This is a genomic window from Vibrio sp. R10-SF1-ISO8, from assembly GCF_059833805.1.
In genome coordinates this window covers 327,511-347,506 of the sequence record NZ_JCBDHL010000021.1, presented here as the reverse complement: position 1 = coordinate 347,506, position 19,996 = coordinate 327,511, and the positions used below count along the sequence as shown (strand labels likewise).

General features: G+C 43.7%; 21 protein-coding genes. 11 read left to right on the top strand and 10 right to left on the bottom strand.

Translation table 11 applies throughout. From position 1 onward, the window contains the following. Positions 1-273: 273 nt before the first annotated feature. On the bottom strand, positions 274-2,178 hold the full coding sequence (gene htpG, locus AC6R00_RS19605; protein WP_500641639.1) for a molecular chaperone HtpG: 1,905 nt from the start codon (positions 2,176-2,178) through the stop codon (positions 274-276). Between the two features lie 266 nt (positions 2,179-2,444). Between htpG and AC6R00_RS19600 the strand changes: the two genes are divergently transcribed. The 4 genes from AC6R00_RS19600 to AC6R00_RS19585 are packed head-to-tail and all read left to right on the top strand — an operon-like array spanning position 2,445 to position 4,922. Next, positions 2,445-3,311: a winged helix-turn-helix domain-containing protein gene (locus tag AC6R00_RS19600; RefSeq protein ID WP_500641638.1), complete on the top strand. Its 867-nt coding sequence runs from the start codon at positions 2,445-2,447 to the stop codon at positions 3,309-3,311. An 11-nt stretch (positions 3,312-3,322) separates the two neighbouring features. Beyond that, on the top strand, positions 3,323-3,838 hold the full coding sequence (locus AC6R00_RS19595; protein ID WP_069666989.1) for a regulatory protein ToxS: 516 nt from the start codon (positions 3,323-3,325) through the stop codon (positions 3,836-3,838). A gap of 39 nt (positions 3,839-3,877) precedes the next feature. After that, positions 3,878-4,633, top strand: a complete 756-nt coding sequence (locus AC6R00_RS19590; RefSeq protein ID WP_500642212.1) for a sulfite exporter TauE/SafE family protein — start codon at positions 3,878-3,880, stop codon at positions 4,631-4,633. Between the two features lie 10 nt (positions 4,634-4,643). Next, on the top strand, positions 4,644-4,922 hold the full coding sequence (locus AC6R00_RS19585) for an Rdx family protein (protein ID WP_500641637.1): 279 nt from the start codon (positions 4,644-4,646) through the stop codon (positions 4,920-4,922). A 57-nt stretch (positions 4,923-4,979) separates the two neighbouring features. On the opposite strand, the gene yfcE is transcribed toward AC6R00_RS19585, so the two are convergent. From yfcE to AC6R00_RS19560, 5 genes are read right to left on the bottom strand one after another with little or no spacing between them, the layout of a single operon-like run. Next, entirely contained in the window at positions 4,980-5,528 is a 549-nt protein-coding gene (gene yfcE / locus AC6R00_RS19580; protein WP_500641636.1) for a phosphodiesterase, read from the bottom strand. A gap of 50 nt (positions 5,529-5,578) precedes the next feature. Beyond that, positions 5,579-5,983 carry a CBS domain-containing protein gene (locus AC6R00_RS19575; RefSeq protein WP_239853754.1) on the bottom strand — a complete coding sequence of 135 codons (405 nt, stop codon included), beginning with the start codon at positions 5,981-5,983 and terminating at the stop codon, positions 5,579-5,581. Then, positions 5,980-6,330: a P-II family nitrogen regulator gene (locus tag AC6R00_RS19570; RefSeq protein WP_004748985.1), complete on the bottom strand. Its 351-nt coding sequence runs from the start codon at positions 6,328-6,330 to the stop codon at positions 5,980-5,982. The genes AC6R00_RS19575 and AC6R00_RS19570 overlap by 4 nt, the downstream gene beginning before the upstream one ends. Further along, the gene (locus tag AC6R00_RS19565) at positions 6,320-7,114 is read right to left on the bottom strand and encodes a DUF1538 domain-containing protein (protein WP_500641635.1); all 795 of its coding nucleotides are present in this window, start codon (positions 7,112-7,114) and stop codon (positions 6,320-6,322) included. The genes AC6R00_RS19570 and AC6R00_RS19565 overlap by 11 nt, the downstream gene beginning before the upstream one ends. Next, complete coding sequence (locus AC6R00_RS19560) at positions 7,111-7,845, bottom strand: DUF1538 family protein (RefSeq protein WP_500641634.1); 735 nt, start codon at positions 7,843-7,845, stop codon at positions 7,111-7,113. Before AC6R00_RS19560 ends, AC6R00_RS19565 begins: the two co-directional genes overlap by 4 nt. 230 nt (positions 7,846-8,075) lie before the next feature. Between AC6R00_RS19560 and AC6R00_RS19555 the strand changes: the two genes are divergently transcribed. The 6 genes from AC6R00_RS19555 (at position 8,076) to AC6R00_RS19530 (ending at position 13,076) form a co-directional block, all read left to right on the top strand. After that, positions 8,076-8,990, top strand: a complete 915-nt coding sequence (locus tag AC6R00_RS19555) for a TIGR01777 family oxidoreductase (RefSeq protein ID WP_171325294.1) — start codon at positions 8,076-8,078, stop codon at positions 8,988-8,990. A 46-nt stretch (positions 8,991-9,036) separates the two neighbouring features. Then, the gene (locus AC6R00_RS19550; protein ID WP_500641633.1) at positions 9,037-9,864 is read left to right on the top strand and encodes an SDR family oxidoreductase; all 828 of its coding nucleotides are present in this window, start codon (positions 9,037-9,039) and stop codon (positions 9,862-9,864) included. A gap of 330 nt (positions 9,865-10,194) precedes the next feature. Further along, positions 10,195-11,049 carry a co-chaperone YbbN gene (locus AC6R00_RS19545; protein ID WP_500641632.1) on the top strand — a complete coding sequence of 285 codons (855 nt, stop codon included), beginning with the start codon at positions 10,195-10,197 and terminating at the stop codon, positions 11,047-11,049. Positions 11,050-11,190: 141 nt separating this feature from the next. Next, positions 11,191-12,114 (top strand): SPFH domain-containing protein, encoded by a 924-nt coding sequence (locus AC6R00_RS19540; protein WP_171325300.1) that lies wholly within the window; start codon positions 11,191-11,193, stop codon positions 12,112-12,114. A gap of 8 nt (positions 12,115-12,122) precedes the next feature. Continuing rightward, entirely contained in the window at positions 12,123-12,578 is a 456-nt protein-coding gene (locus tag AC6R00_RS19535; RefSeq protein ID WP_500641631.1) for an NfeD family protein, read from the top strand. A gap of 330 nt (positions 12,579-12,908) precedes the next feature. Next, on the top strand, positions 12,909-13,076 hold the full coding sequence (locus tag AC6R00_RS19530) for a hypothetical protein (RefSeq protein WP_239853765.1): 168 nt from the start codon (positions 12,909-12,911) through the stop codon (positions 13,074-13,076). An 88-nt stretch (positions 13,077-13,164) separates the two neighbouring features. Here the strand turns inward: AC6R00_RS19530 and AC6R00_RS19525 are convergent, their stop codons facing one another. The 4 genes from AC6R00_RS19525 to zipA form a co-directional block, all read right to left on the bottom strand. Then, positions 13,165-13,971, bottom strand: coding sequence for a DUF2057 domain-containing protein (locus AC6R00_RS19525; RefSeq protein ID WP_500641630.1), 807 nt, complete (start codon positions 13,969-13,971; stop codon positions 13,165-13,167). Between the two features lie 136 nt (positions 13,972-14,107). Beyond that, positions 14,108-15,256, bottom strand: coding sequence for a porin (locus AC6R00_RS19520; RefSeq protein WP_500641629.1), 1,149 nt, complete (start codon positions 15,254-15,256; stop codon positions 14,108-14,110). A gap of 495 nt (positions 15,257-15,751) precedes the next feature. After that, complete coding sequence (gene ligA, locus AC6R00_RS19515) at positions 15,752-17,761, bottom strand: NAD-dependent DNA ligase LigA (RefSeq protein WP_500641628.1); 2,010 nt, start codon at positions 17,759-17,761, stop codon at positions 15,752-15,754. Positions 17,762-17,912: 151 nt separating this feature from the next. After that, complete coding sequence (gene zipA, locus AC6R00_RS19510; protein WP_500641627.1) at positions 17,913-18,803, bottom strand: cell division protein ZipA; 891 nt, start codon at positions 18,801-18,803, stop codon at positions 17,913-17,915. A 194-nt stretch (positions 18,804-18,997) separates the two neighbouring features. Between zipA and cysZ the strand changes: the two genes are divergently transcribed. After that, positions 18,998-19,735, top strand: a complete 738-nt coding sequence (cysZ, locus tag AC6R00_RS19505) for a sulfate transporter CysZ (RefSeq protein ID WP_500641626.1) — start codon at positions 18,998-19,000, stop codon at positions 19,733-19,735. The last annotated feature ends 261 nt before the right edge of the window (positions 19,736-19,996 follow it).

Here is a 19,996-nt window from a genome sequence, read left to right as displayed (position 1 = left end):
TATGACGTTACCAAATGAACACATCTAGCGCTCACGGTAAGTTTCGGTATAACTGTTCTACAGTTAACAATAAAGCAGGCGTGCACATTACACGCCTGCTCATTGGGTTTCAAGATTGCATTCTATCATACAAATTCAAACCAAGGTGCGGATTACGACTAAAGAATGCTTAAACACTCACACAAGTCTGCAACTTCACGCGGTTTTATTCATGATTAACGCAAATAAATCAAAAAGCCCGCAAGATGCGAGCTTTTTGGTGTTTTTTAACTATTAGCCCTTAGTCAAAAGCGTGTTGATTGCACCTAAGAACTGCGATGGGTCTTCCATCGAACCGCGTTCAGCCAACATCGCTTGACCTAACAGTAGTTCTACCCAGCGACCAAACGCTTCTTGATCTGCTTCGTCGGCCATGCGCTTGACTAGAGCATGCTCAGGGTTAATTTCAAAGATGTATTTCACTTCTGGTGCTGCCTGACCTGCTGCTTCAAGTAGCTTAGCCATTTGTGTGCCCATCTCGAAGTCATCCGTTACCACAACCGCTGGAGTATTGGCTAGCTTAAAGGTCGTGCGAACCTCTTTCACGCGCTCACCTAAGTACTCTTTGGTACGCTCAACGACAGACTTAAACTCTTCTTCCGTCTCTTTCTGCTTTTCTTTCTCTGCTTCGTCTTCAAACTTGCTCAGATCAAGACCCGCTTTAGTGATTGATTGGAACTGCTTGCCATCAAACTCAGTCAGGTAGTTCATCAGCCACTCATCAATGCGGTCAAACATCAGAATGACTTCGATGCCTTTGGCTTTGAACTGCTCTAGGTGCGGGCTGTTCTTAGCCGCTGCGTAGCTGTCTGCAGTCAAGTAGTAAATCTTGTCTTGATCTTCTTTCATGCGTTCTACATAAGACGCTAGACCAACAGTTTGCTCAGCAGAGTCAACTTCTGTAGACGCAAAACGAAGTAATGATGCGACTTTCTCTTTGTTGCTCATGTCTTCTGCTGGGCCTTCTTTTAGCACCAGACCAAACTCTTTCCAAAACGATTGGTATTTCTCTTCATCGTTTTTCGCCATACGCTCAAGCATAGTAAGAACACGCTTAGTACAAGCATTACGTAGCGATTGGGTGACTTTGTTGTCTTGCAGAATTTCGCGCGATACGTTGAGTGGCAGATCGTTTGAATCTATTAGACCGCGAACAAAGCGTAAATATGAAGGCATAAACTGCTCAGCATCATCCATAATGAATACACGCTGCACATACAGTTTAAGACCAGATTTGTGGTCACGGTTCATCATGTCCCAAGGTGCTTTCGCTGGGATGTACAGCAAGCTTGTGTAGTCGTTTTTACCTTCTACGCGATTGTGGCTCCATACCAATGGATCAGCGAAGTCATGAGAAACATGCTTGTAAAACTCTTGGTATTCTTCTTCAGAGATATCCGATTTATTACGCGTCCAAAGTGCCTGAGCTTTGTTAATCTGCTCCCACTTTTTCTCACCGGTTTCTTTACCTTCTTCATCACGCTCAGCGGTCTGAATCGCCACAGGAATACCGATGTGATCAGAATACTTGCTGATCACTTCACGCAGACGCCACTCGTTTAAGAACTCTTTGCCCTCTTCACGCATGTGAAGAATGATGTCTGTACCACGGGTCTCTTTAGAGATACTTTCAATCGTGTACTCACCTTCACCCGCAGAATGCCATTGAACGCCCTCTTGAGCATCTAAACCTGCTGCACGGGTTCGAACGGTGACTGCATCTGCCACAATGAATGCAGAGTAGAAACCAACACCAAATTGACCAATTAGCTGCGAGTCTTTCGATTGGTCTTCAGATAGCTTTGAGAAGAATTCAGCCGTACCTGATTTGGCGATAGTGCCTAAATGCTCAATCACATCATCACGGCTCATGCCAATACCGTTGTCAGAGAGAGTCAGTGTATTCGCAGCTTCATCGAAAGAAAGCTTCACACCAAGATCAGCATCGCCTTGGTAAAGTTCTGGATTTGAAAGTGCCTGAAAGCGTAGCTTGTCAGAAGCGTCAGACGCATTAGAAATTAGCTCACGAAGGAAAATCTCTTTGTTTGAGTAAAGAGAATGAATCATAAGGTGAAGTAATTGTTTTACTTCAGACTGAAAGCCACGAGTTTCTTTGTTTTGAGTTGCTGTATCGCTCATGATAACTCCATAAGTTCTATACTTATCAAGCCAATACATTCATAATGATGATGTCTATTTGGCCTAAATCTGCCAATTAACATGAGGGTGACAAATGTAAATTCAAGGTCAAGAATCATAAAAACAGTGTTTTTTTTGTTTTATTTTGACTATCCTTTGCCACGCCAAAAAAATCAAAAAATATAAACTGATTTCACTAGAATCGGTTGTATTGAGCGCTTTAACAACTTAACTGTCTGAAACCTCTAATATAGTGGCCGCAATTAATGAGTAACATAGGTACTAAGTTTAATCTTGATAATAGATTTACCTTTGACCCAAACACCAACTCTCTCGTCGACAAAGAGAATAACAACGAGCTAATTCGCTTAGGTAGTAACGAAAGCCGTATCCTGCTGCTGTTGTGTGAGAAGCCAAGCGAGATTGTATCTCGTAACGATCTGCACGACTTTGTTTGGCGTAAACAAGGCTTCGAAGTTGATGATTCGAGCTTGACTCAAGCAATCTCTACGCTGCGAAAACTACTAAAAGACTCAACAAAGTCGCCGATGTTCGTTAAAACGGTGCCAAAACGTGGTTATCAGTTAATTTGTTCTGTAGAGCGCGCAACCACACTAATGAGTGGTGAGTCCCTTGACGAAGATAGCTCAGAGCTGGAAGCTGTTGAAGTGACCGAGCAAATCAAAGTTGAAGAATCAGTTGAAACACCTGTACCGCCAAAGACAGTTAGTGCTATCAATGACACCGCTGAAGTGCAAGCTCCGGTACGTAAACCAAGCTCATTACTTTCTAAACTTCTGATTGTGGTCGCGATACTGATTCCTTTGTGTGTCATCTTATTCACCAACCCTGCTGAATCTAAGTTTAGACAGTTAGGTGTCTTCGATAACACCGTCGTGAAAGCGCCCATGAATCACCCTGATCTAAGCAAGTGGTACCCTTCTATCGAACAGTGTGTGAAGAAGTACAATGAAACACATATTGAAGCTCTTGCTCCTGTAGAGGTGATCGCAACAGGTGGTCAGAACAATCAACTTATCCTGAACTACATCCACTCTTTGGATAATTCAGGTGAAAATATTACTTTGCGAATATTCGCAGAGCAGCAAGATCTCAGTAAAGTTTGCCAGTAGGAAAAACACCGATGAATCAAAAAATTGCAGCTAGCCTACTTGTTATCTCCGCTGTATTTAGCGCTTGGTTATACTGGGGCAGCGATCTTAAAGTTGAACAGGTTCTTACTTCAAAAGAATGGCAATCTAAAATGGTGACTGTCATTACCGAACCACTTCAAGAAGAGTCTGTTGGCTCACTTCGTAAAGTCGACGTGGTGTCAAACGTTAAGTACTTGCCAAACAACACTTACATTCGTGTTGCGACAGTACGTTTGTATCCTTTCAATGCTAAGACAGAGAGCGTGATAAATATCTCTGAAACTGGCGAGTGGGACATCAGTGATAACTACCTGCTAGTCTCTCCGACAGAGTTTAAAGATGTTTCTTCTGCGCAAAGTAAAGACTTTACCGCAGAGCAGTTAGACTTGATTACTCAGATCTTTAAGATGGACGCTCAGCAAAGCCGTCGTATCGATATTGTTAACGAGAAGACACTGCTCCTGACGAGCCTAAGTCACGGCTCTACCGTTCTATTTTCTAACTAAATTCAATAAAGGGGCATGATGCCCCTTTTCTTTTTTCATATGGATTGGATTAACACCCTCGGCCTGTTGTTGGGCTCACTTATTGCGAATACGCTCGCCTCGCTCTCTGGTGGTGGTGCCGGGTTACTGCAATTCCCACTACTGATTTTCTTTGGACTACCTTTCTCGATCGCTTTGGCCACCCATAAGATCGCCAGTGTCGCCCTTGGTCTCGGGGCTGCCTACACCCACATCAAACAGAAAAGCTTCAGCTACCAAGTAGCTTTGTATCTTATTGGTGTGGGAAGCTTCGGCGTCATCATTGGTGCTAACATTGTCTTGCTTATTCCCGGTGATATTGCAGAGAAATTGCTTGGTGGAATGATATTGTGCCTTGGTATCTATTCACGTTTTAAAAAGCAGCTTGGACAACAAGAGCTACCGTTAAATCGCGACACTAAAGGCTGGGTGATTGGCGGACTTGGCCTAATGCTAATCGGGGTGATTAATGGCTCACTGACGGCGGGCTCTGGCTTATTGGTTACACTATTTCTAGTCCGCTGGTTCGGTTACAGCTATAAGCAGGCTGTTGCGCTCACCATGCTGTGTGTCGGCCTGTTTTGGAATGGTATTGGCGGTATTGCAATAGTTCAGGCAGGCGCTCCCGTATATTGGCCTTGGTTACCTGCTCTTCTACTAGGCTCATTCATTGGCGGTAGTTTAGGGGCTTACCTAACCACTCGTTACAGCAACCAATTCATCAAGGTATGCTTTGAAATACTGACCTTCGCCGTTGGTATCAAGCTTTTGTTTTAAAGGAATTTTCATGGATAAAGCCATCATTGATATTTACTACTGCCGCCAATGTAATTGGATGCTGCGTTCAACGTGGCTATCTCAAGAGCTACTGCACACTTTTAGTGAAGAGATAGAGACAATTTCACTCCACCCAGACACGGGGGGTCGTTTTGAGATTCATTGTAATGGTCAGCTTATTTGGGAGCGCAAACGCAATGGCGGCTTCCCTGAAGCGAAAGTACTAAAGCAAAAAGTACGTGATATCATCGACCCAGAAAGAGACTTAGGTCATTCAGATTCGAAATAGCGCGAAGTTAAATACAAAGGCAGCTCACTGAGCTGCCTTTGTTTCATTTAGGCTGATTTAGTTGATATGTGCCGAGGCTAGTACTTCACCAGAGAAGGTCACGACTTTGAGTTCATTACCTTCTAACAAGCCGTAACTTGCGGAAAATCCATTGCGCGGAAAGGTGATTGAGCCCGGGTTAAATATAAACTGCTCCCCCTCTCGCTGAGCAACAGGAATATGGGTATGCCCATGAGCCAACACATCTCCCTGCTTTAACGCTGGGCGCTTACTCGAATTGTATAGATGACCGTGAGTTAGAAATAATCTCTGACCTGATTCCAATAGTACCCAAGCGTAATCCATCATCATTGGGAACGAGAGCAGCATCTGATCAACTTCGCTGTCACAGTTACCACGCACCGCAATGATTTGATCATCATATTGGTTGAGCAGCTCACTCACCGCTGGAGGATTGTAACCTTCAGGGACAGGATTACGTGGGCCATGGTTTAATATGTCACCAAGTAGTACTAACGTCTCAGCACCAGATTTTTCATATTCAGCAAGAACTTGCTGGGTTGCAGGCAAGCTGCCATGCAAGTCAGAGGCAAAAAAGAGTTTCACGACATCATCTCCTCAAAATTAATGAGGAGATTCTACGCACTCTCCTGCCATTAGTCATCATGTACCATGCCGTTTATGACAATGTTATTGTAACTGACCATTCCGATGATTTTACCCGCTTCAATCACTGGCGCTCGGCTAATACCAAAGCGTTCGAATAAACGGGCGCAGTATTTTACATTCATATCAGGGTCGACCGATAACGCAGGCTTAGTCATGATCTCATAGATATTCGTACGGTCTGGCGAGCGGTTTTGCGCAAGCACTTTTTTAGCGATGTCATTCATCAACACCACACCATACTCATCATCTTCATTACGCTTATTAACCACCAGCGCTTTAACTTCATGACTACGGGCTAACTGAATGCCTTCTTTTACCGTTGTTAAGCCGTCGATGACTACATAATTATTGGTCATCACGTCACGAACTCGAACCTTTTTGTGTGTGCTCATAACTCATCCTCTACCACTTTGGTTAACTTCTCGACTTGATGCGCGACCCCAACGGCATCTTCAATATCAATCTGAACTGCAATACCTTGACCTGACTCTTGATCAAATTCACCCACTTCGCCAATCGTCTCTAAGATATGTCGGGATAAATGTTCTTCAACCACAAACAGTAAAACGTCTTTTTGCACATCTAAGGTAAGGCCAAAAAAGGTTTTCTTTTGATTCAGCCCCTCCCCTCTTGCGTTATTGATCACTGTTGCCCCTGTTGCTCCAGCCTTGCGAGCAGCATCAAGCACCACGTCTGTTTTACTGTCTTCAACGAAAGCCAATAACAATTTAAAGCGCATTTTCTTCATCCTCCCGCTCAGCACCTTTGTTTAGCCGCTGAGTGATTTGTGCATACCCCATAACGGAAATCATGGGAAATAAACTAGCGAATGCTATCAGTCCAAAACCATCTATCATTGGATTACGTCCCGGAACCGTTGAGGCCAAACCTAAACCTAACGCCGCGACTAACGGAACTGTAACCGTAGACGTTGTCACCCCCCCAGAATCGTAAGCAAGGGGTATAATGAGCTTTGGCGCATAAAAGGTTTGGATTACTACTACGATATAGCCAATAATAATGTAGTAATGAATGGGGTCACCAACGACAATTCGGTAACTGCCTAAAGAAATACCTACCGCAACACCAATCGCCACCGCAATCCTTAATCCGTTGACACTGATACTCCCACCAGAAACCTGATTGGCTTTAATCGCAACAGCTATCAGAGAGGGTTCTGCAATCGTGGTGCTAAAGCCAATGAAGAAGGCAAACAGATAAACCCAGTAGTAATCCATCCATTCAAACACAGTTCCAGCAGAGAGCTTGAACTGCTGAATAAAGCTTGGAGCGGTAAGCTGCTCAGCCATCGTCTCGCCAAGAGGAAACAACGCCAAATCGAGGCCGATTAAAAAAAGCGATAAGCCAAGAATGACATAGAAAAAACCGAGAATCACTTTCGGCAGGTTGGTTACAGGGCGTCTAAGAACGGCAAACTGAAAACCAAAAATGATGGTAGCTATCGGCAAAACATCGGTAATCGTACCAACAAAGGTATCTAAGAAATGAGTCCACTCGATCATGCCACCACCATTCCATAGACCATTACAAACATCATGGGTAACAGTGAGGCAAAAGCAATCAGACCGAATCCATCTATCATTGGATTACGCCCCTTAATCGCTGAAGCAAGGCCGACACCGAGTGCTGTCACCAATGGTACAGTAATGGTTGAGGTCGTCACTCCACCAGAATCATAAGCCACACCAATAATGCTCTGTGGCGCAAACATAGTAAGAACCACCACACCGATATAGCCGCCAATGATCATATATTGAATGGGCCACCCTTTAAGAATACGCAACACACCCAGCAATATCGCTATCCCAACGGATAAAGCGACGGTGTAGCGCAGTCCATTAGCGTAGTCCTCCATTGACTCCTCGTTGTGGAGAATCATCCCTCCTTCTGCAGCCACTTCTGCCGCTTCATCGGCAACAGCAGTTAATGCGGGCTCTGCAACGGTGGTACCAAAGCCTAAACAAAATGCAAATATGAGCAGCCAAAACACGCTTCCCTTACGGGCAAAAGCTTGAGCCATAGTTTCACCGATGGGGAATAAGCCCATCTCTAGGCCAAAGATAAAAAACGTTAAGCCAAAAACAACTAATACAAGACCAAACAAAATAGACAATAAATTGGGGAGAGGCTCTTGCAATACAACAAGCTGAAAAAAAGCGATGACAACAATAATGGGTAATAGATCCCGTAAACTTCCTAATAGCGCTTTAAACAACGCCGTCGCTGCTTCCACTGAACCTCCTTGCAAGTCAGTTAATCGCTAATCTTTTCTCTAGCATGGCAAACAATTTCGCTTTCTTATGTGATACCCGCAACGTCGATAAGGATAAACGTAACAAAATGTGAATTTTGTGATATTGCCACGAGTGATCACATTTGCTGCTAAGTAACTATAATTAGTAACAATAGTTCACTATGGTTAAAATTGGACTTGTCTGCTCTGCACAAAAAAGAGGATTAGGAATGAAGGTATTGCTCACTGGGGGAACCGGCTTCATTGGTCGAGAATTGCTAAAGCATTTAACTACTCATGAAGTAGTCTTGCTTACTCGTGAGCCAAGACATGCCAAAATGGTCCTTAGCCATACAGATATGGGCAATGTCACTTACATTTCTTCACTGGATGATTTTCATCACCTCAACGATTTTGATGCCGTCATCAACCTCGCAGGAGAACCGATCGCTAATAAGCGTTGGACTAAAAAGCAGAAAAAAAACATCTGCGACAGTCGCTGGAAACTGACCGAAACCTTGGTCGAACTTATTCATGCCAGTACTACCCCACCTGAAGTCTTTATCAGTGGTTCTGCGGTAGGCTACTACGGAGATCAACAAGAACATCCTTTCGACGAAAGCCTTCATGTGAATTGCCAAGGCTTTCCACACCATGTGTGCAGCAAATGGGAGCAAATTGCTAACCGTGCCCGCTCTGAGATGACGCGTGTCTGTATTTTGCGTACTGGTGTGGTACTCGCTCCTCAAGGAGGAGCTCTGCTGAAAATGCTTCCTCCTTACCGTTTGGGTTTAGGTGGACCATTGGGCCATGGTCGCCAATACATGCCGTGGATCCATATGTTAGATATGGTCCGTGGCATTATCTATTTGCTCGAAACACCCCATGCACACGGAGAGTTTAACCTCTGTGCGCCGCACCCTGTCTCGAATAAGCAGTTCAGCCAAACATTGGCTAAAACACTCAAGCGTCCACACCTTCTTTTTACACCTAAATGGGTAATGTCAGTAGCAATGGGGGAAAGCTCGGTACTACTATTTGATAGTATTAGAGCCAAACCCAAGAAGTTAACTGAACTCGGGTTTCGCTTCAGCTACTCACGCCTTGAGCCTGCACTGAAAAACTTGTTACAACACCACGAATAATCCAGTAACCTAACTACAACTAAAAGAATCAACGGGTTAGCTTGCTATGGATAAATCGATATTAATTACTGGCTGTTCAACCGGAATTGGCTATGTCTGTGCCCACGCTCTTCATCAGCGAGGCTATCAAGTCATTGCATCTTGTCGCCAACAACAAGACGTTGAAAGACTGCAAGCAGAAGGGCTTACCTGCATCCAGATTGATCTCACTGACAGCCAGAGCATTTCCAAAGGAGTAGAGCAAACATTAGCACTCACCAATGGCAAGCTTGATGCTTTGTTTAATAATGGAGCTTATGGCCAACCTGGAGCGTTAGAAGACCTGCCTACTGATGGTTTAAGAGAACAGTTCGAAACCAACTTTTTTGGCTGGCATCAATTGGTATGCGAACTCCTTCCAACCATGCGTAAACAGGGTTATGGTCGAATTGTCCAAAACAGTTCCGTGCTCGGCTTTGCGGCGATGAAATATCGCGGTGCCTACAATGCTTCTAAGTTTGCGATAGAAGGTTGGAGTGACACGTTAAGACTCGAATTGATGGATACCAATATCCACATAAGCCTGATAGAGCCTGGGCCAATTGAAACCGAGTTTCGTTCTAATGCCCTTATCGCCTTTAAGAAATGGATCACTGTTGAAGGCAGCGCTCACGAAAAGCAGTACCGTCAGCAAATGGAAAGGCTGAACAACGACACCTCAAGCAACGCGTTTGTTTTACCGGCAGAATCATGTATAGCTCCCCTTGTTCATGCGCTAGAAGCGAAGAAGCCTAAGATTCGTTACCGTATTACTACGCCAACTAAGGTGTTTGCTATCTTAAAGCGCCTACTGCCAACCCGAACACTAGACAAAATATTGCGACAAGCTGCATGATATTTTCTGCAACTTTGTAATTATTCCGTAACAATAAGACGTTAGATTAATACTTAGGGCAAGCCCTAGTTATTAAATTCAAGCGCTACATTCGGTATAATAATATGACTTTAAACCAGTTAAACTGGCTGAGTGTGGGTGTTGCGCTAACGTTGTTTATCGTTTTATAGACACCTTCGCTTACCCTTTCGGGAGAACATTAACACCTCCGTCGCAGGCGGTGTTTTTGTTTCCGCCAACAATATGATCTCAATTTCAATCTCTTACCTTGAACTCTCCCGCCCTAGCCCATATCTTTGATTCATAGAATATGTTGCAAGGAACTCATAGATGCAATCTCCATTTATTGTTGAGCTAAACGAACAAAACTTCCGCCAAGTTTTAGAAGGGTCAATGCAGACCCCTGTATTAATCCACTTTTGGGCGCCAATGAGCGAAGAAAGTGCGCAAGTGATTCCTGATCTGCAAATGCTAGCGCAGCAATATAACGGAGCCTTCACATTAGCTCTTTTGAACTGCGAGCAGGAACAAGCGATTGCAAGCCAGTTTGGTGTTCAAGCCTTGCCTACCATAGCCCTATTCGTAAATGGCCAGCCTGTCGATGGTCTTGGTGGTCCGCAGACAATTGCCGCTATTCAACAAATGCTAGCGAAACATCTCCCTAGCCAAGACGAACTAAACTTAAAGCAAGCACTTGAGCTCATCCAAGCAGGTCAACATGCCCAAGCTCTCTCGCTTCTAGAAGCTATCGCCGAGGAATTGAAACAAAAAGGCGATGTAAAACTTGCTCTGGCAGATTGCTATTTAGAAACACAGAATTTTGACCAAGCTAAATTGCTGCTAGAAAATATTCCTCTTGAGTACCAAGATAATTACTACAAAGGCTTAGTCGCTAAATTAGAGCTTCATGCACAAGCAGCAAACAGCCCTGAGATTCAATCTTTAGAAGAAGCCTTGGCACAAAACCCAAGTGACCTAAAACTGGCTAACGAACTGGCGCTTAACTACCACCAAGTGAATCGCGACGAAGAAGCACTTGAGATACTTTGGAACGTCTTACGTACTGACTTGAACGCGCTAGATGGCGAAATGAAAAAGTCATTTATGGATATACTTGCCGCGCTTGGGCAAGGTAATCCAATCGCAGGTAAATACCGCCGTCAACTTTACTCCATTCTTTATTAGTTCATTCTAAATCATAGACTTAAAGCCGGTAGTAACCGGCTTTTATTTTGTCCGATTTTCGCTAAAGTTCTCATTTCTGCCATTGTCACAAGCGACTCTATAGGCAACAATCAATAGACTATTCTCATAAGGAACTCAGATATGGCTATTGACTCATTGATTACTATCGGCGTATTTCTCGTTGTTGTGATTGCACTGATTATCGCTGGTGTAAAAACCGTCCCTCAAGGCAACAACTGGACCGTTGAACGATTTGGTCGCTATACCCACACCCTAAAGCCAGGCTTAAATATCATCATTCCATTTATTGACGGTATTGGTCACAAGATCAATATGATGGAGCGAGTACTTGATATCCCCGCTCAGGAAGTTATTTCTAAGGATAACGCCAATGTCACTATCGACGCGGTCTGCTTTGTTCAAGTGATTGATGCAGCCCAAGCGGCTTACGAGGTTAACGATTTAGAGCATGCAATTCGTAACTTAACACTGACCAACATTCGTACTGTTCTGGGTTCCATGGAACTCGATGAAATGCTCAGTCAGCGTGACATGATCAACACTAAACTGCTATCTATTGTTGATGAAGCGACCAATCCTTGGGGCGTAAAAGTTACGCGTATCGAAATCAAAGATGTTCAGCCGCCGTCAGATCTCACCGCGGCAATGAACGCTCAAATGAAAGCGGAACGAAACAAGCGTGCAGAAGTACTCGAAGCGGAAGGCATTCGTCAGGCTGAAATTTTAAGAGCAGAAGGCCACAAGCAATCAGAGATCCTTAAAGCGGAAGGCGACAAGCAAGCAGCAATTCTTCAAGCAGAAGCTCGGGAACGTGCGGCTGAAGCCGAAGCTCGTGCAACCACTATGGTGTCAGAAGCGATCGCTAAGGGTGACATGCAAGCCGTTAATTACTTTATTGCGCAAGGCTATACCGACGCACTTAAGTCAATCGGCCAAGCTGAGAATGGCAAGATCATCATGCTTCCACTTGAAGCTTCTGGCCTAATGGGCTCTGTCGCGGGTATCGCTGAAATGTTTAAGCACTCGAAAGAGTCAACTAAGTAGAGGCTAATGTGTTTGAATTACTAGACAGTATCAACCATTGGCATTGGCTAGCCTTCGGGCTAGCTTTACTTGCCATCGAACTGCTTGGCACCGCAGGCTATTTTTTATGGCTTGGGCTGTCAGCCTTAATCGTGGGTATTTTGCTCACATTTATTCCAATCAGTTGGCAACTACAGTGGGTCGCTTTCGCAACATTTGCTTTAGTAACCACTTGGCTGTGGTGGCGTAGACAATTTAAATCGGACAAAAAGTCCGATGCTAACCGTGAACTTAATCAGAAAAGTAAGCAGTTAGTCGGTCAAATCATTCGTCTCGATGAGGATTTTCCAGCAGGGAAAGGACGCTTAAAGGTGGGGGACACCACATGGAGTGCTCAGTCAGAAAGCGCGATTAGAGCAGGTCAACAGGTTGAAATTACCAAAGTAAGCGGAATTATTTTAACCATAAAGCCATGTGATAATTAGACTAATAACTTCAATTGACGTGTTTTATTCGCTTTTAATTAAAATTAAGTAGGTAACTAGTTAAATAAGCTCTATTTTTTAGGTTTAATTCGAGAAATTAAGTATTTAACTAGTTGCCCAAATACATAAATACACTTATCAGAACCTTTAAGCCTTAAAAGTAATAACCAAAACTTTCATATATTTAAAAACAGCCTTATCTTTCGTCCTCTAACTTAATAAACTTTAAAAAATTTGATTTCTTGCAATTATTTTTGATCCTTCGTGGTCTATTGCCATACTAGTCAATATCTCTGACTAGGAGATTGTTAGACACATGGAGAAAACGTTATGAGAAAACTAGCTTCAATATTTGTCGGTTTATTGTTTAGCGCTGCTGTTTTGGCAGGAAATGGAAGTGGTCAAACAGGGCCAAATGTAGAGTGTGAATTAAAAGATGGAAAGGTTCGTTATATTCCTATCATGATTTGCAAAGCCGAGGGTGGGAAGGTTTTATAGACTAATCCTCATCCCATTTAAATAGAATACTCACGCTTCACCTAAATATAAAAAGGAACCATATTGGTTCCTTTTTATATCAGTTAATCTATTTATTGATCAGTTCAACCAGTATCGTTTTCTTTTCAGATTCATTGGCCTTGTTAAACCAATAAGAGAACATTTGCTCAGCCTGATCGGTGGTGTCTAGTTTAGCCGCTGCGTTTTTACGATTGGAAACCGCCCAGTTAGTTACGCTTTCTTTCTGCTTATCGTCAAGCTGTTCGAACCAATACATTGCCATCTCTTGTGACTTAGACTTCTCTGTTAAGTCTTGGGCAATTGCTGTTGTTGCAACAACTGGCGCTACGATAGTCGCTGCACTAGGCACTGGCTTATTATCTACACTATTTCTAATTGCTTTGATGTAACCAGCGGCTACGTCAAAGAAGACTTTATTTTGTTCAGATGAAGCTAAAGCAAATCTCAGCCCTTGCTGCTCGCCCTTAGCTAAAGACTCTTCTGAGACATCAAACCTAAATAACTGTCTTTGTGTACAAATATCACTGCATGTTTCAGCTGTAGGAGCTAAAGACTTCAGAGGGGTTTTCTTACCGTCAATTTCAACATATTTGTATTCACTGTAATTCTTAAAATACTTTACTTCCATGACGATAAACGAGCTAGGAACGGCTGCCTGACCATGAGGTGCGACATAGTTTAATGCTAAGTTAGATTGCGTAAGCTGTGCACCTTTACTAACTTCCACATCTGGCAAAAAGCTCTTGCCCTCTACCAAATAATAGTTTTGCTTAGTTTCAACTTGGGCTACAACATCAGTGAAGCTACTGTCTGAATCCAGTGTGGTGCAACCAACCATCAATGCGACTAAAGACGCGATTACGCATTTTTTCATATTAATTCCCTATTTGAAAACTTCTTTTTATATTACAAACATTTAACTAATTTCGACAGAGAATAACTCCACATATTAGAGACTAAAACGCTGGCCTCTGGGGCCAGCGTGAAGACAGTAGGTATCTGATACTCTATTAGAAGCCGTACTCTAGACCTACACGAACAACGAAGATTTCACTGTTTTTGCCGTCAGACTTAAGGTCACGCTGAGCAACTCGAACATATGGTACAAAGCCATTGTGTACATACATTAGCTGACCGGAAACAATGCTATCTGCATCATCTTGTTTCACTCCGGCTTTCTTCGACTCTTCGTTAGCCGCATAACCTAGCTTGAAGCCCCAAGGACCGCTCCAATATTGACCGATAATAGAGTAAGAAGCTTGCTCAGATTTAACGCCACTTGTATCTTTAGACTCACCAGCTTTGTATGCTGCTGCCAAGCCGAAACCAGCTGGAAGTGAAGCTTCGAAGCCTAGAATATAACCAAATGTATCAGCATTAACTTGAGCAGCTTCATTTGCAGATTTGTAATTGCTACCTTGAGCAATGCTGTTACCATCTGCATCTTTACAACCCGTTGGTGTAGCACAGTAAGAGTACGCCTCAGCAACACTGTCTGAAATCTTACGATCCTGCTCAGACTCTAATGCTGCATGGATAGTAAAGCTATCTGCTAGTTTGTAGTGAGCATTAGCACCATAGAAGTAGTTATCTTTAACAGAAGATTCGCCACGACCTGTCGCCAGTGCAAAACTAAACCCGTTGTAATCTTTAGAGTCAAAACGAGCCATATCGCCATGACGGTCGCGGTTGTATTTAACATCAGCGCCCCAGTCAAAGGCAGCACCTAGACCTGGGTTAGAGTATGGCCAGTCAATGATTTCGTACATTGGCGTAAGCATACGACCAAAACGTACTTTACCCCAGTCACCTTGTAAACCAAGGAAAGTATCACGATTACCAAGTGTCGCACCGTCACCGTTTTCGCCAACATAGCCCGACTCGATTTGCACGAATACGTTTACGTCATCGAACATATCTTTACTTGCACGGAAACCGATACGAGATTCGTTTTCGTAGTCGTAACCAGTACTCTTGTCAGTTACCACACCAGTACTCATTACTGTTTCATCTGTGTCATAGTTAACAACAGAGATTGCCGCAACACCGTAAGCTTCAACTTGGAAGTCACTGTTCACACCAACTTGCTTAGCCATTACACCAGTTGACGCTACTGCCACTGCTGCACCTAAAAGTGTACGTTTAAACATTTTGTCCATGGAAAAACTCCTAAAAATGGATATAGCTGTCTTATTCTTTTTCTCACCTTAAGTTGGCCGCCGAAGGGAGAAATCATTTCCTATGTGAAAACTTTGGATTAATCATTAATTCTTAGTTTTCTATTTCCTGCATACACACCGTGTATCCATGTCTCTCAGACTAACTTCGCAGCGAAAAACATCAACCAGAACTTAATTTCCATATAAAAAAATATGACCCGCTACAAATTTTTATAATTCCAGTGATCCAGATCGACAATCAGTCCCATCACAAGTTCAGAAAATATTTAAATCAATAAAAACAAAAACTTAAGTTAAAAAAACTTCTAAATCATATTGAAGTGCGTCGCATAATTTTATTTAAAATTCACATAATTACATCTAACAAGATCCTCATCACAGAAGATCTGAGCATATTATGAGGTCCAAAAGGGCGCTTTATTTATGACAAAAAAAAGCCACCAAAGTGGTGGCTTTAAGATAGGGTTTAATCGGTTACATTAATGAAATAAGGTCTTCTTCGGTACGAATTTCAATGCCCAAGTCTTGCGCTTTAGCGAGCTTAGAGCCCGCATTTTCACCAGCAAAGAGAATGTCCGTTTTCTTAGAAACACTTCCGGTTACTTTTGCCCCAAGCGCTTGCAGAGCAGCTTTTGCATCAGAACGAGAGAGCTGAGATAATGAGCCAGTTAAGACCACCGTTTTACCTTCAAGCGGCTGAGGTGCGTCATCATCTTTCTCTTCTATATCAGGCCAACTTACCCCTTGCTCAATCAGTTCATCAATCACACTTTGGTTTTTATCTTGAGCGAAAAATGCCGTGATATGACTCGCAACTATATCGCCAATATCTTGAACTTCGACAAGCTTTTCATGGCTTGCAGCTTTAACTAAGTCTAGAGTTTTAAAATGTTGAGCAAGGTTTGCCGCCGTGGCTTCACCTACTTCACGAATGCCTAATGAATATAAGAACCGAGCTAAGGTAGTTTGCTTAGCTTTGTTGAGAGCATCAACCACATTTTGTGCAGATTTTGGCCCCATGCGATCAAGCACAGTGATCACACCGGCAGATAGTTTAAACAGGTCGGCTGGTGTCTCTACCATTTCGCGATCAACAAGCTGCTCAATTACTTTCTCACCTAGCCCATCAACATCTAGTGCCTTACGTGATACAAAGTGCTTCAATGCTTCTTTACGTTGCGCCTGACAAACGAGACCACCACTACAACGTGCAACCGCTTCACCTTCGACTCGTTCCACTTGCGAATTACACACAGGGCAATTTTGCGGAAAAGCTATCTCGCGGGCACTCTCCGGACGACGATCAGTCACCACGGAAACAATCTGTGGGATAACATCACCCGCTCTGCGTATCACAACCGTATCGCCAACCATAACGCCCAAGCGCTCAATTTCATCAGCATTATGAAGAGTTGCATTACTGACGGTAACACCGCCTACAAATACAGGCTCCAGCTTAGCAACAGGCGTGATCGCACCTGTACGTCCTACTTGGAACTCGACATCATTTAGCGTGGTGATTTCTTCTTGAGCAGGGAACTTGTAAGCAATCGCCCAACGTGGTGCTCTAGCGACAAAACCGAGTTGTTCTTGTAGAGCGACCTCATCAACTTTAATCACCACCCCATCGATTTCATACGCTAAGGACTCACGGCGCTCGAGGATATCTTGATAGTAAGCTTTCACTTCACCGAGATTGTTTACACGCTTCGTCTCAGGGCACATTGGCAATCCCCAGCCTTTCAGCTGGATGAATCGTTGATAGTGGCTCGAAGAGAGCTCAACACCTTCAACCACACCGACACTGTAGGCATAGAAGCTCAATGGGCGAGTAGCTGTTATACGTGAATCCAATTGACGTAAGCTACCTGCCGCTGCGTTACGCGGGTTAACGAAAACTTTCTCGCCTTTCTTTAGTGCTTGCTCGTTCAGTTTGTCAAAACCCGCTTTAGGCATGAACACCTCACCGCGCACTTCAATACGCTCTGGCCAACCTTCACCTTGAAGCTTTAATGGAATGGCTTTGATGGTGCGAACGTTCTCGGTGATATTTTCACCTGTAGCACCATCGCCGCGTGTTGCAGCTTGGACCAGAACACCGTTTTCATACAGCAGACTTACCGCGAGACCATCTAACTTAGGTTCACAACAGAAAACATCAAACATGGCAGTTGGAATACGATCGCCCATCCGCTTATGGAAGCTTTCTAGCTCACCATCATCAAAAGCATTATCTAATGACAGCATTGGAATCTCGTGCGTGACTGAGTCAAAACCGCCTAATGGCGCGCCGCCGACTCGTTGGCTTGGTGAGTCTATGGTGACAAGTTCTGGATTTTGAGACTCAAGCTCCATAAGCTCACGCATAAGCCTGTCATATTCAGCATCCGGTATTTCTGGATTATCCTCGACGTAGTACTTCACTCCATGATAGTGGAGCGTTTGACGCAATTGATTAAGCTTCTCTTGAATCTCTGTAGACATAGCTAACTCTATAATTATTACTTCTAACGGTGCTAAGAACGGCTCGTTCTTAGCGGCCAATGCAGGCAGTATGAACACGCCTTGCAACGTTCGCAACTGAGAATGAAAGAAAAAAGGCTCCATACGGAGCCTTTCTAACGAATAGGAATGTTTAGGCTTGTTGCGCCGCTTTAAACTCTTGAATCTGAGCTCGGTAGCTGTCTAGTCGATTGGGCGTCATCAAGTTACGCGCATCATCTAAAACATTGGCACCTAAGTCATCAGCTATTTGCTGAGCAGTCTTGAGCATCAGCTTGAAGTTTTGTTCTGCATCGCCGAAACAAGGCATGGTCATAAAGAAAGAGATACCCTTAGTAGAGAACTCAGCAGGGTCATCATGCTTTAACGTGCCCGGCTGCATCATGTTGGCAACACTAAACAGGACTTTGCCTGTACCTGATAGATCAGCGTGGCGATGGAAGATATCCATTTCACCGTAAATCAGGCCGTTTTGCTGCATACTGTCAAACAGTTTAGTGCCAACAAAAGGCTCTTCACCGGAGCAATGTACATTGAGGACAATGACTTCTAACGGCGCTTCTTCTTCCGCTTGTTGCGTTTCAGGCTCTTGAATTGGTGATGGTTCGACAATAGGTTCAAGCACTTCTTCGTGTGCGGCTTCGACGACCTCTTCAACTTCATCCAATGACTTACTTGAAAAAGAAGGTACATCCAAATCTACGTCATCTTTATCAGTCGTAGATGGATTAACTTCTGGTGATGTATCTTGGTAAGTATCGATGAGCGGATCTGCGATGACTTCATCTCTGTCTATAAAACCGGGCTCTTTACGCTCTTTCTTGATGATTTCGAAATCATCTTCTGGAGCAAAAGCGCGCTCAGGGACTAGGTCCGAGTCTTCATTGTCGACATCCAGCTTGCCAATCGGTTTGCTACCAAACTTGGCTTTCCCTTCTTTTTTACTCGTCCATAAACCGTGGAACAGCAAAGCGGCAATCGCCAAAGCTCCAACAATTATGAGTACAAATCGCAGTTCCTGCATTTTTAGCTCTCATTTGTTCGATAGTAAGCGAGTTACATCGAATCTGTTTAAACCTAACTTTGAGTTACTCTACCAAAACTCGCCCCTGTTTTAGAACAACTTAATGTGAGAAGTTCCTGAAATGTTGTGATTTTGAACACGCTTTTTTCTTGTTAAGATAGAAAACGTTCGTTTTTACACCACAAAAGCAAAATATGAATACACAGATTAGACAGCGTTCTGGCTTTGGCTACTTCTTCCACGGTTTAGAACTGGCACGCACTCCGGGCATTCGCCAATTTGTTATATTGCCTCTACTGGCCAATATCATCTTAGTTGGCGGAGCTCTCTACTACCTGTTCTCCAACCTAGATGCTTGGATCGGACAGCTGATGGGACAGTTACCCGAGTTTTTGTCTTGGCTTAGTTACCTACTCTGGCCACTCTTGGTCCTGACGATACTCGCAACGTTTTCATACTTCTTTAGTACCTTGGCCAACTTTATTGCTGCTCCATTCAATGGATTACTGGCTGAAAAAGTGGAAGAACATCTAACCCAGCAGAAAGTCAATGAAGATGGCATGATGGCCGTCATTAAAGACACGCCAAGAATCATGGCTCGTGAATGGCGCAAACTGGTGTACGTTCTACCTAAAGCCATTGGTCTCTTTCTGCTACTTCTAATCCCAGCGTTAGGTCAAACCATCGGTCCGTTTTTATGGTTTATCTTCACAGCGTGGATTTTGGCGATTCAATATTGTGACTACCCATTTGATAATCACAAAGTGCCATTTAATGACATGCGAAACAATTTGAAACAAAAACAGGGCAAAGCCTATAGCTTTGGCGCTTTGGTCTCTGTTTTCACCACAATTCCAATTTTGAACTTGTTTGTGATGCCAATTGCCGTCTGCGGTGCCACCTCAATGTGGGTTGCGGAGTTTAAGGAGTAAGAGAGAAGCGAGAAGCGAGAAGCGAGAAGCGAGAAGCGAGAAGCGAGAAGCGAGAAGCTTTGAGGGGTTGGCATTTTGCGTCAACCCTTTTATTTCAATAAATTAAGCAGTCACCCTCAAAAGTGAGGTACGAACGAATTGGGGATCTCTTATGACAAATCGAAAAGTAATGAGATTCCCTACTCCTTCCTGCGTCAGTCTAGGGAATGGCGGTATATAGCGACACTCTCCTCTCGAAGGGCGCAGCCCGATCTCGACTCT

What these genes read in the sequence shown, in the direction of transcription:
- htpG (WP_500641639.1), bottom strand. Translation starts at nt 2,178, where the DNA reads ATGAGCGATACAGCAACTCAAAACAAAGAAACTCGTGGCTTTCAGTCT.
- AC6R00_RS19600 (WP_500641638.1), top strand. Translation starts at nt 2,445, where the DNA reads ATGAGTAACATAGGTACTAAGTTTAATCTTGATAATAGATTTACCTTT.
- AC6R00_RS19595 (WP_069666989.1), top strand. Translation starts at nt 3,323, where the DNA reads ATGAATCAAAAAATTGCAGCTAGCCTACTTGTTATCTCCGCTGTATTT.
- AC6R00_RS19590 (WP_500642212.1), top strand. Translation starts at nt 3,878, where the DNA reads ATGGATTGGATTAACACCCTCGGCCTGTTGTTGGGCTCACTTATTGCG.
- AC6R00_RS19585 (WP_500641637.1), top strand. Translation starts at nt 4,644, where the DNA reads ATGGATAAAGCCATCATTGATATTTACTACTGCCGCCAATGTAATTGG.
- AC6R00_RS19575 (WP_239853754.1), bottom strand. Translation starts at nt 5,983, where the DNA reads ATGAGCACACACAAAAAGGTTCGAGTTCGTGACGTGATGACCAATAAT.
- AC6R00_RS19570 (WP_004748985.1), bottom strand. Translation starts at nt 6,330, where the DNA reads ATGCGCTTTAAATTGTTATTGGCTTTCGTTGAAGACAGTAAAACAGAC.
- AC6R00_RS19565 (WP_500641635.1), bottom strand. Translation starts at nt 7,114, where the DNA reads ATGATCGAGTGGACTCATTTCTTAGATACCTTTGTTGGTACGATTACC.
- AC6R00_RS19555 (WP_171325294.1), top strand. Translation starts at nt 8,076, where the DNA reads ATGAAGGTATTGCTCACTGGGGGAACCGGCTTCATTGGTCGAGAATTG.
- AC6R00_RS19550 (WP_500641633.1), top strand. Translation starts at nt 9,037, where the DNA reads ATGGATAAATCGATATTAATTACTGGCTGTTCAACCGGAATTGGCTAT.
- AC6R00_RS19545 (WP_500641632.1), top strand. Translation starts at nt 10,195, where the DNA reads ATGCAATCTCCATTTATTGTTGAGCTAAACGAACAAAACTTCCGCCAA.
- AC6R00_RS19540 (WP_171325300.1), top strand. Translation starts at nt 11,191, where the DNA reads ATGGCTATTGACTCATTGATTACTATCGGCGTATTTCTCGTTGTTGTG.
- AC6R00_RS19530 (WP_239853765.1), top strand. Translation starts at nt 12,909, where the DNA reads ATGAGAAAACTAGCTTCAATATTTGTCGGTTTATTGTTTAGCGCTGCT.
- AC6R00_RS19525 (WP_500641630.1), bottom strand. Translation starts at nt 13,971, where the DNA reads ATGAAAAAATGCGTAATCGCGTCTTTAGTCGCATTGATGGTTGGTTGC.
- AC6R00_RS19520 (WP_500641629.1), bottom strand. Translation starts at nt 15,256, where the DNA reads ATGGACAAAATGTTTAAACGTACACTTTTAGGTGCAGCAGTGGCAGTA.
- ligA (WP_500641628.1), bottom strand. Translation starts at nt 17,761, where the DNA reads ATGTCTACAGAGATTCAAGAGAAGCTTAATCAATTGCGTCAAACGCTC.
- zipA (WP_500641627.1), bottom strand. Translation starts at nt 18,803, where the DNA reads ATGCAGGAACTGCGATTTGTACTCATAATTGTTGGAGCTTTGGCGATT.
- cysZ (WP_500641626.1), top strand. Translation starts at nt 18,998, where the DNA reads ATGAATACACAGATTAGACAGCGTTCTGGCTTTGGCTACTTCTTCCAC.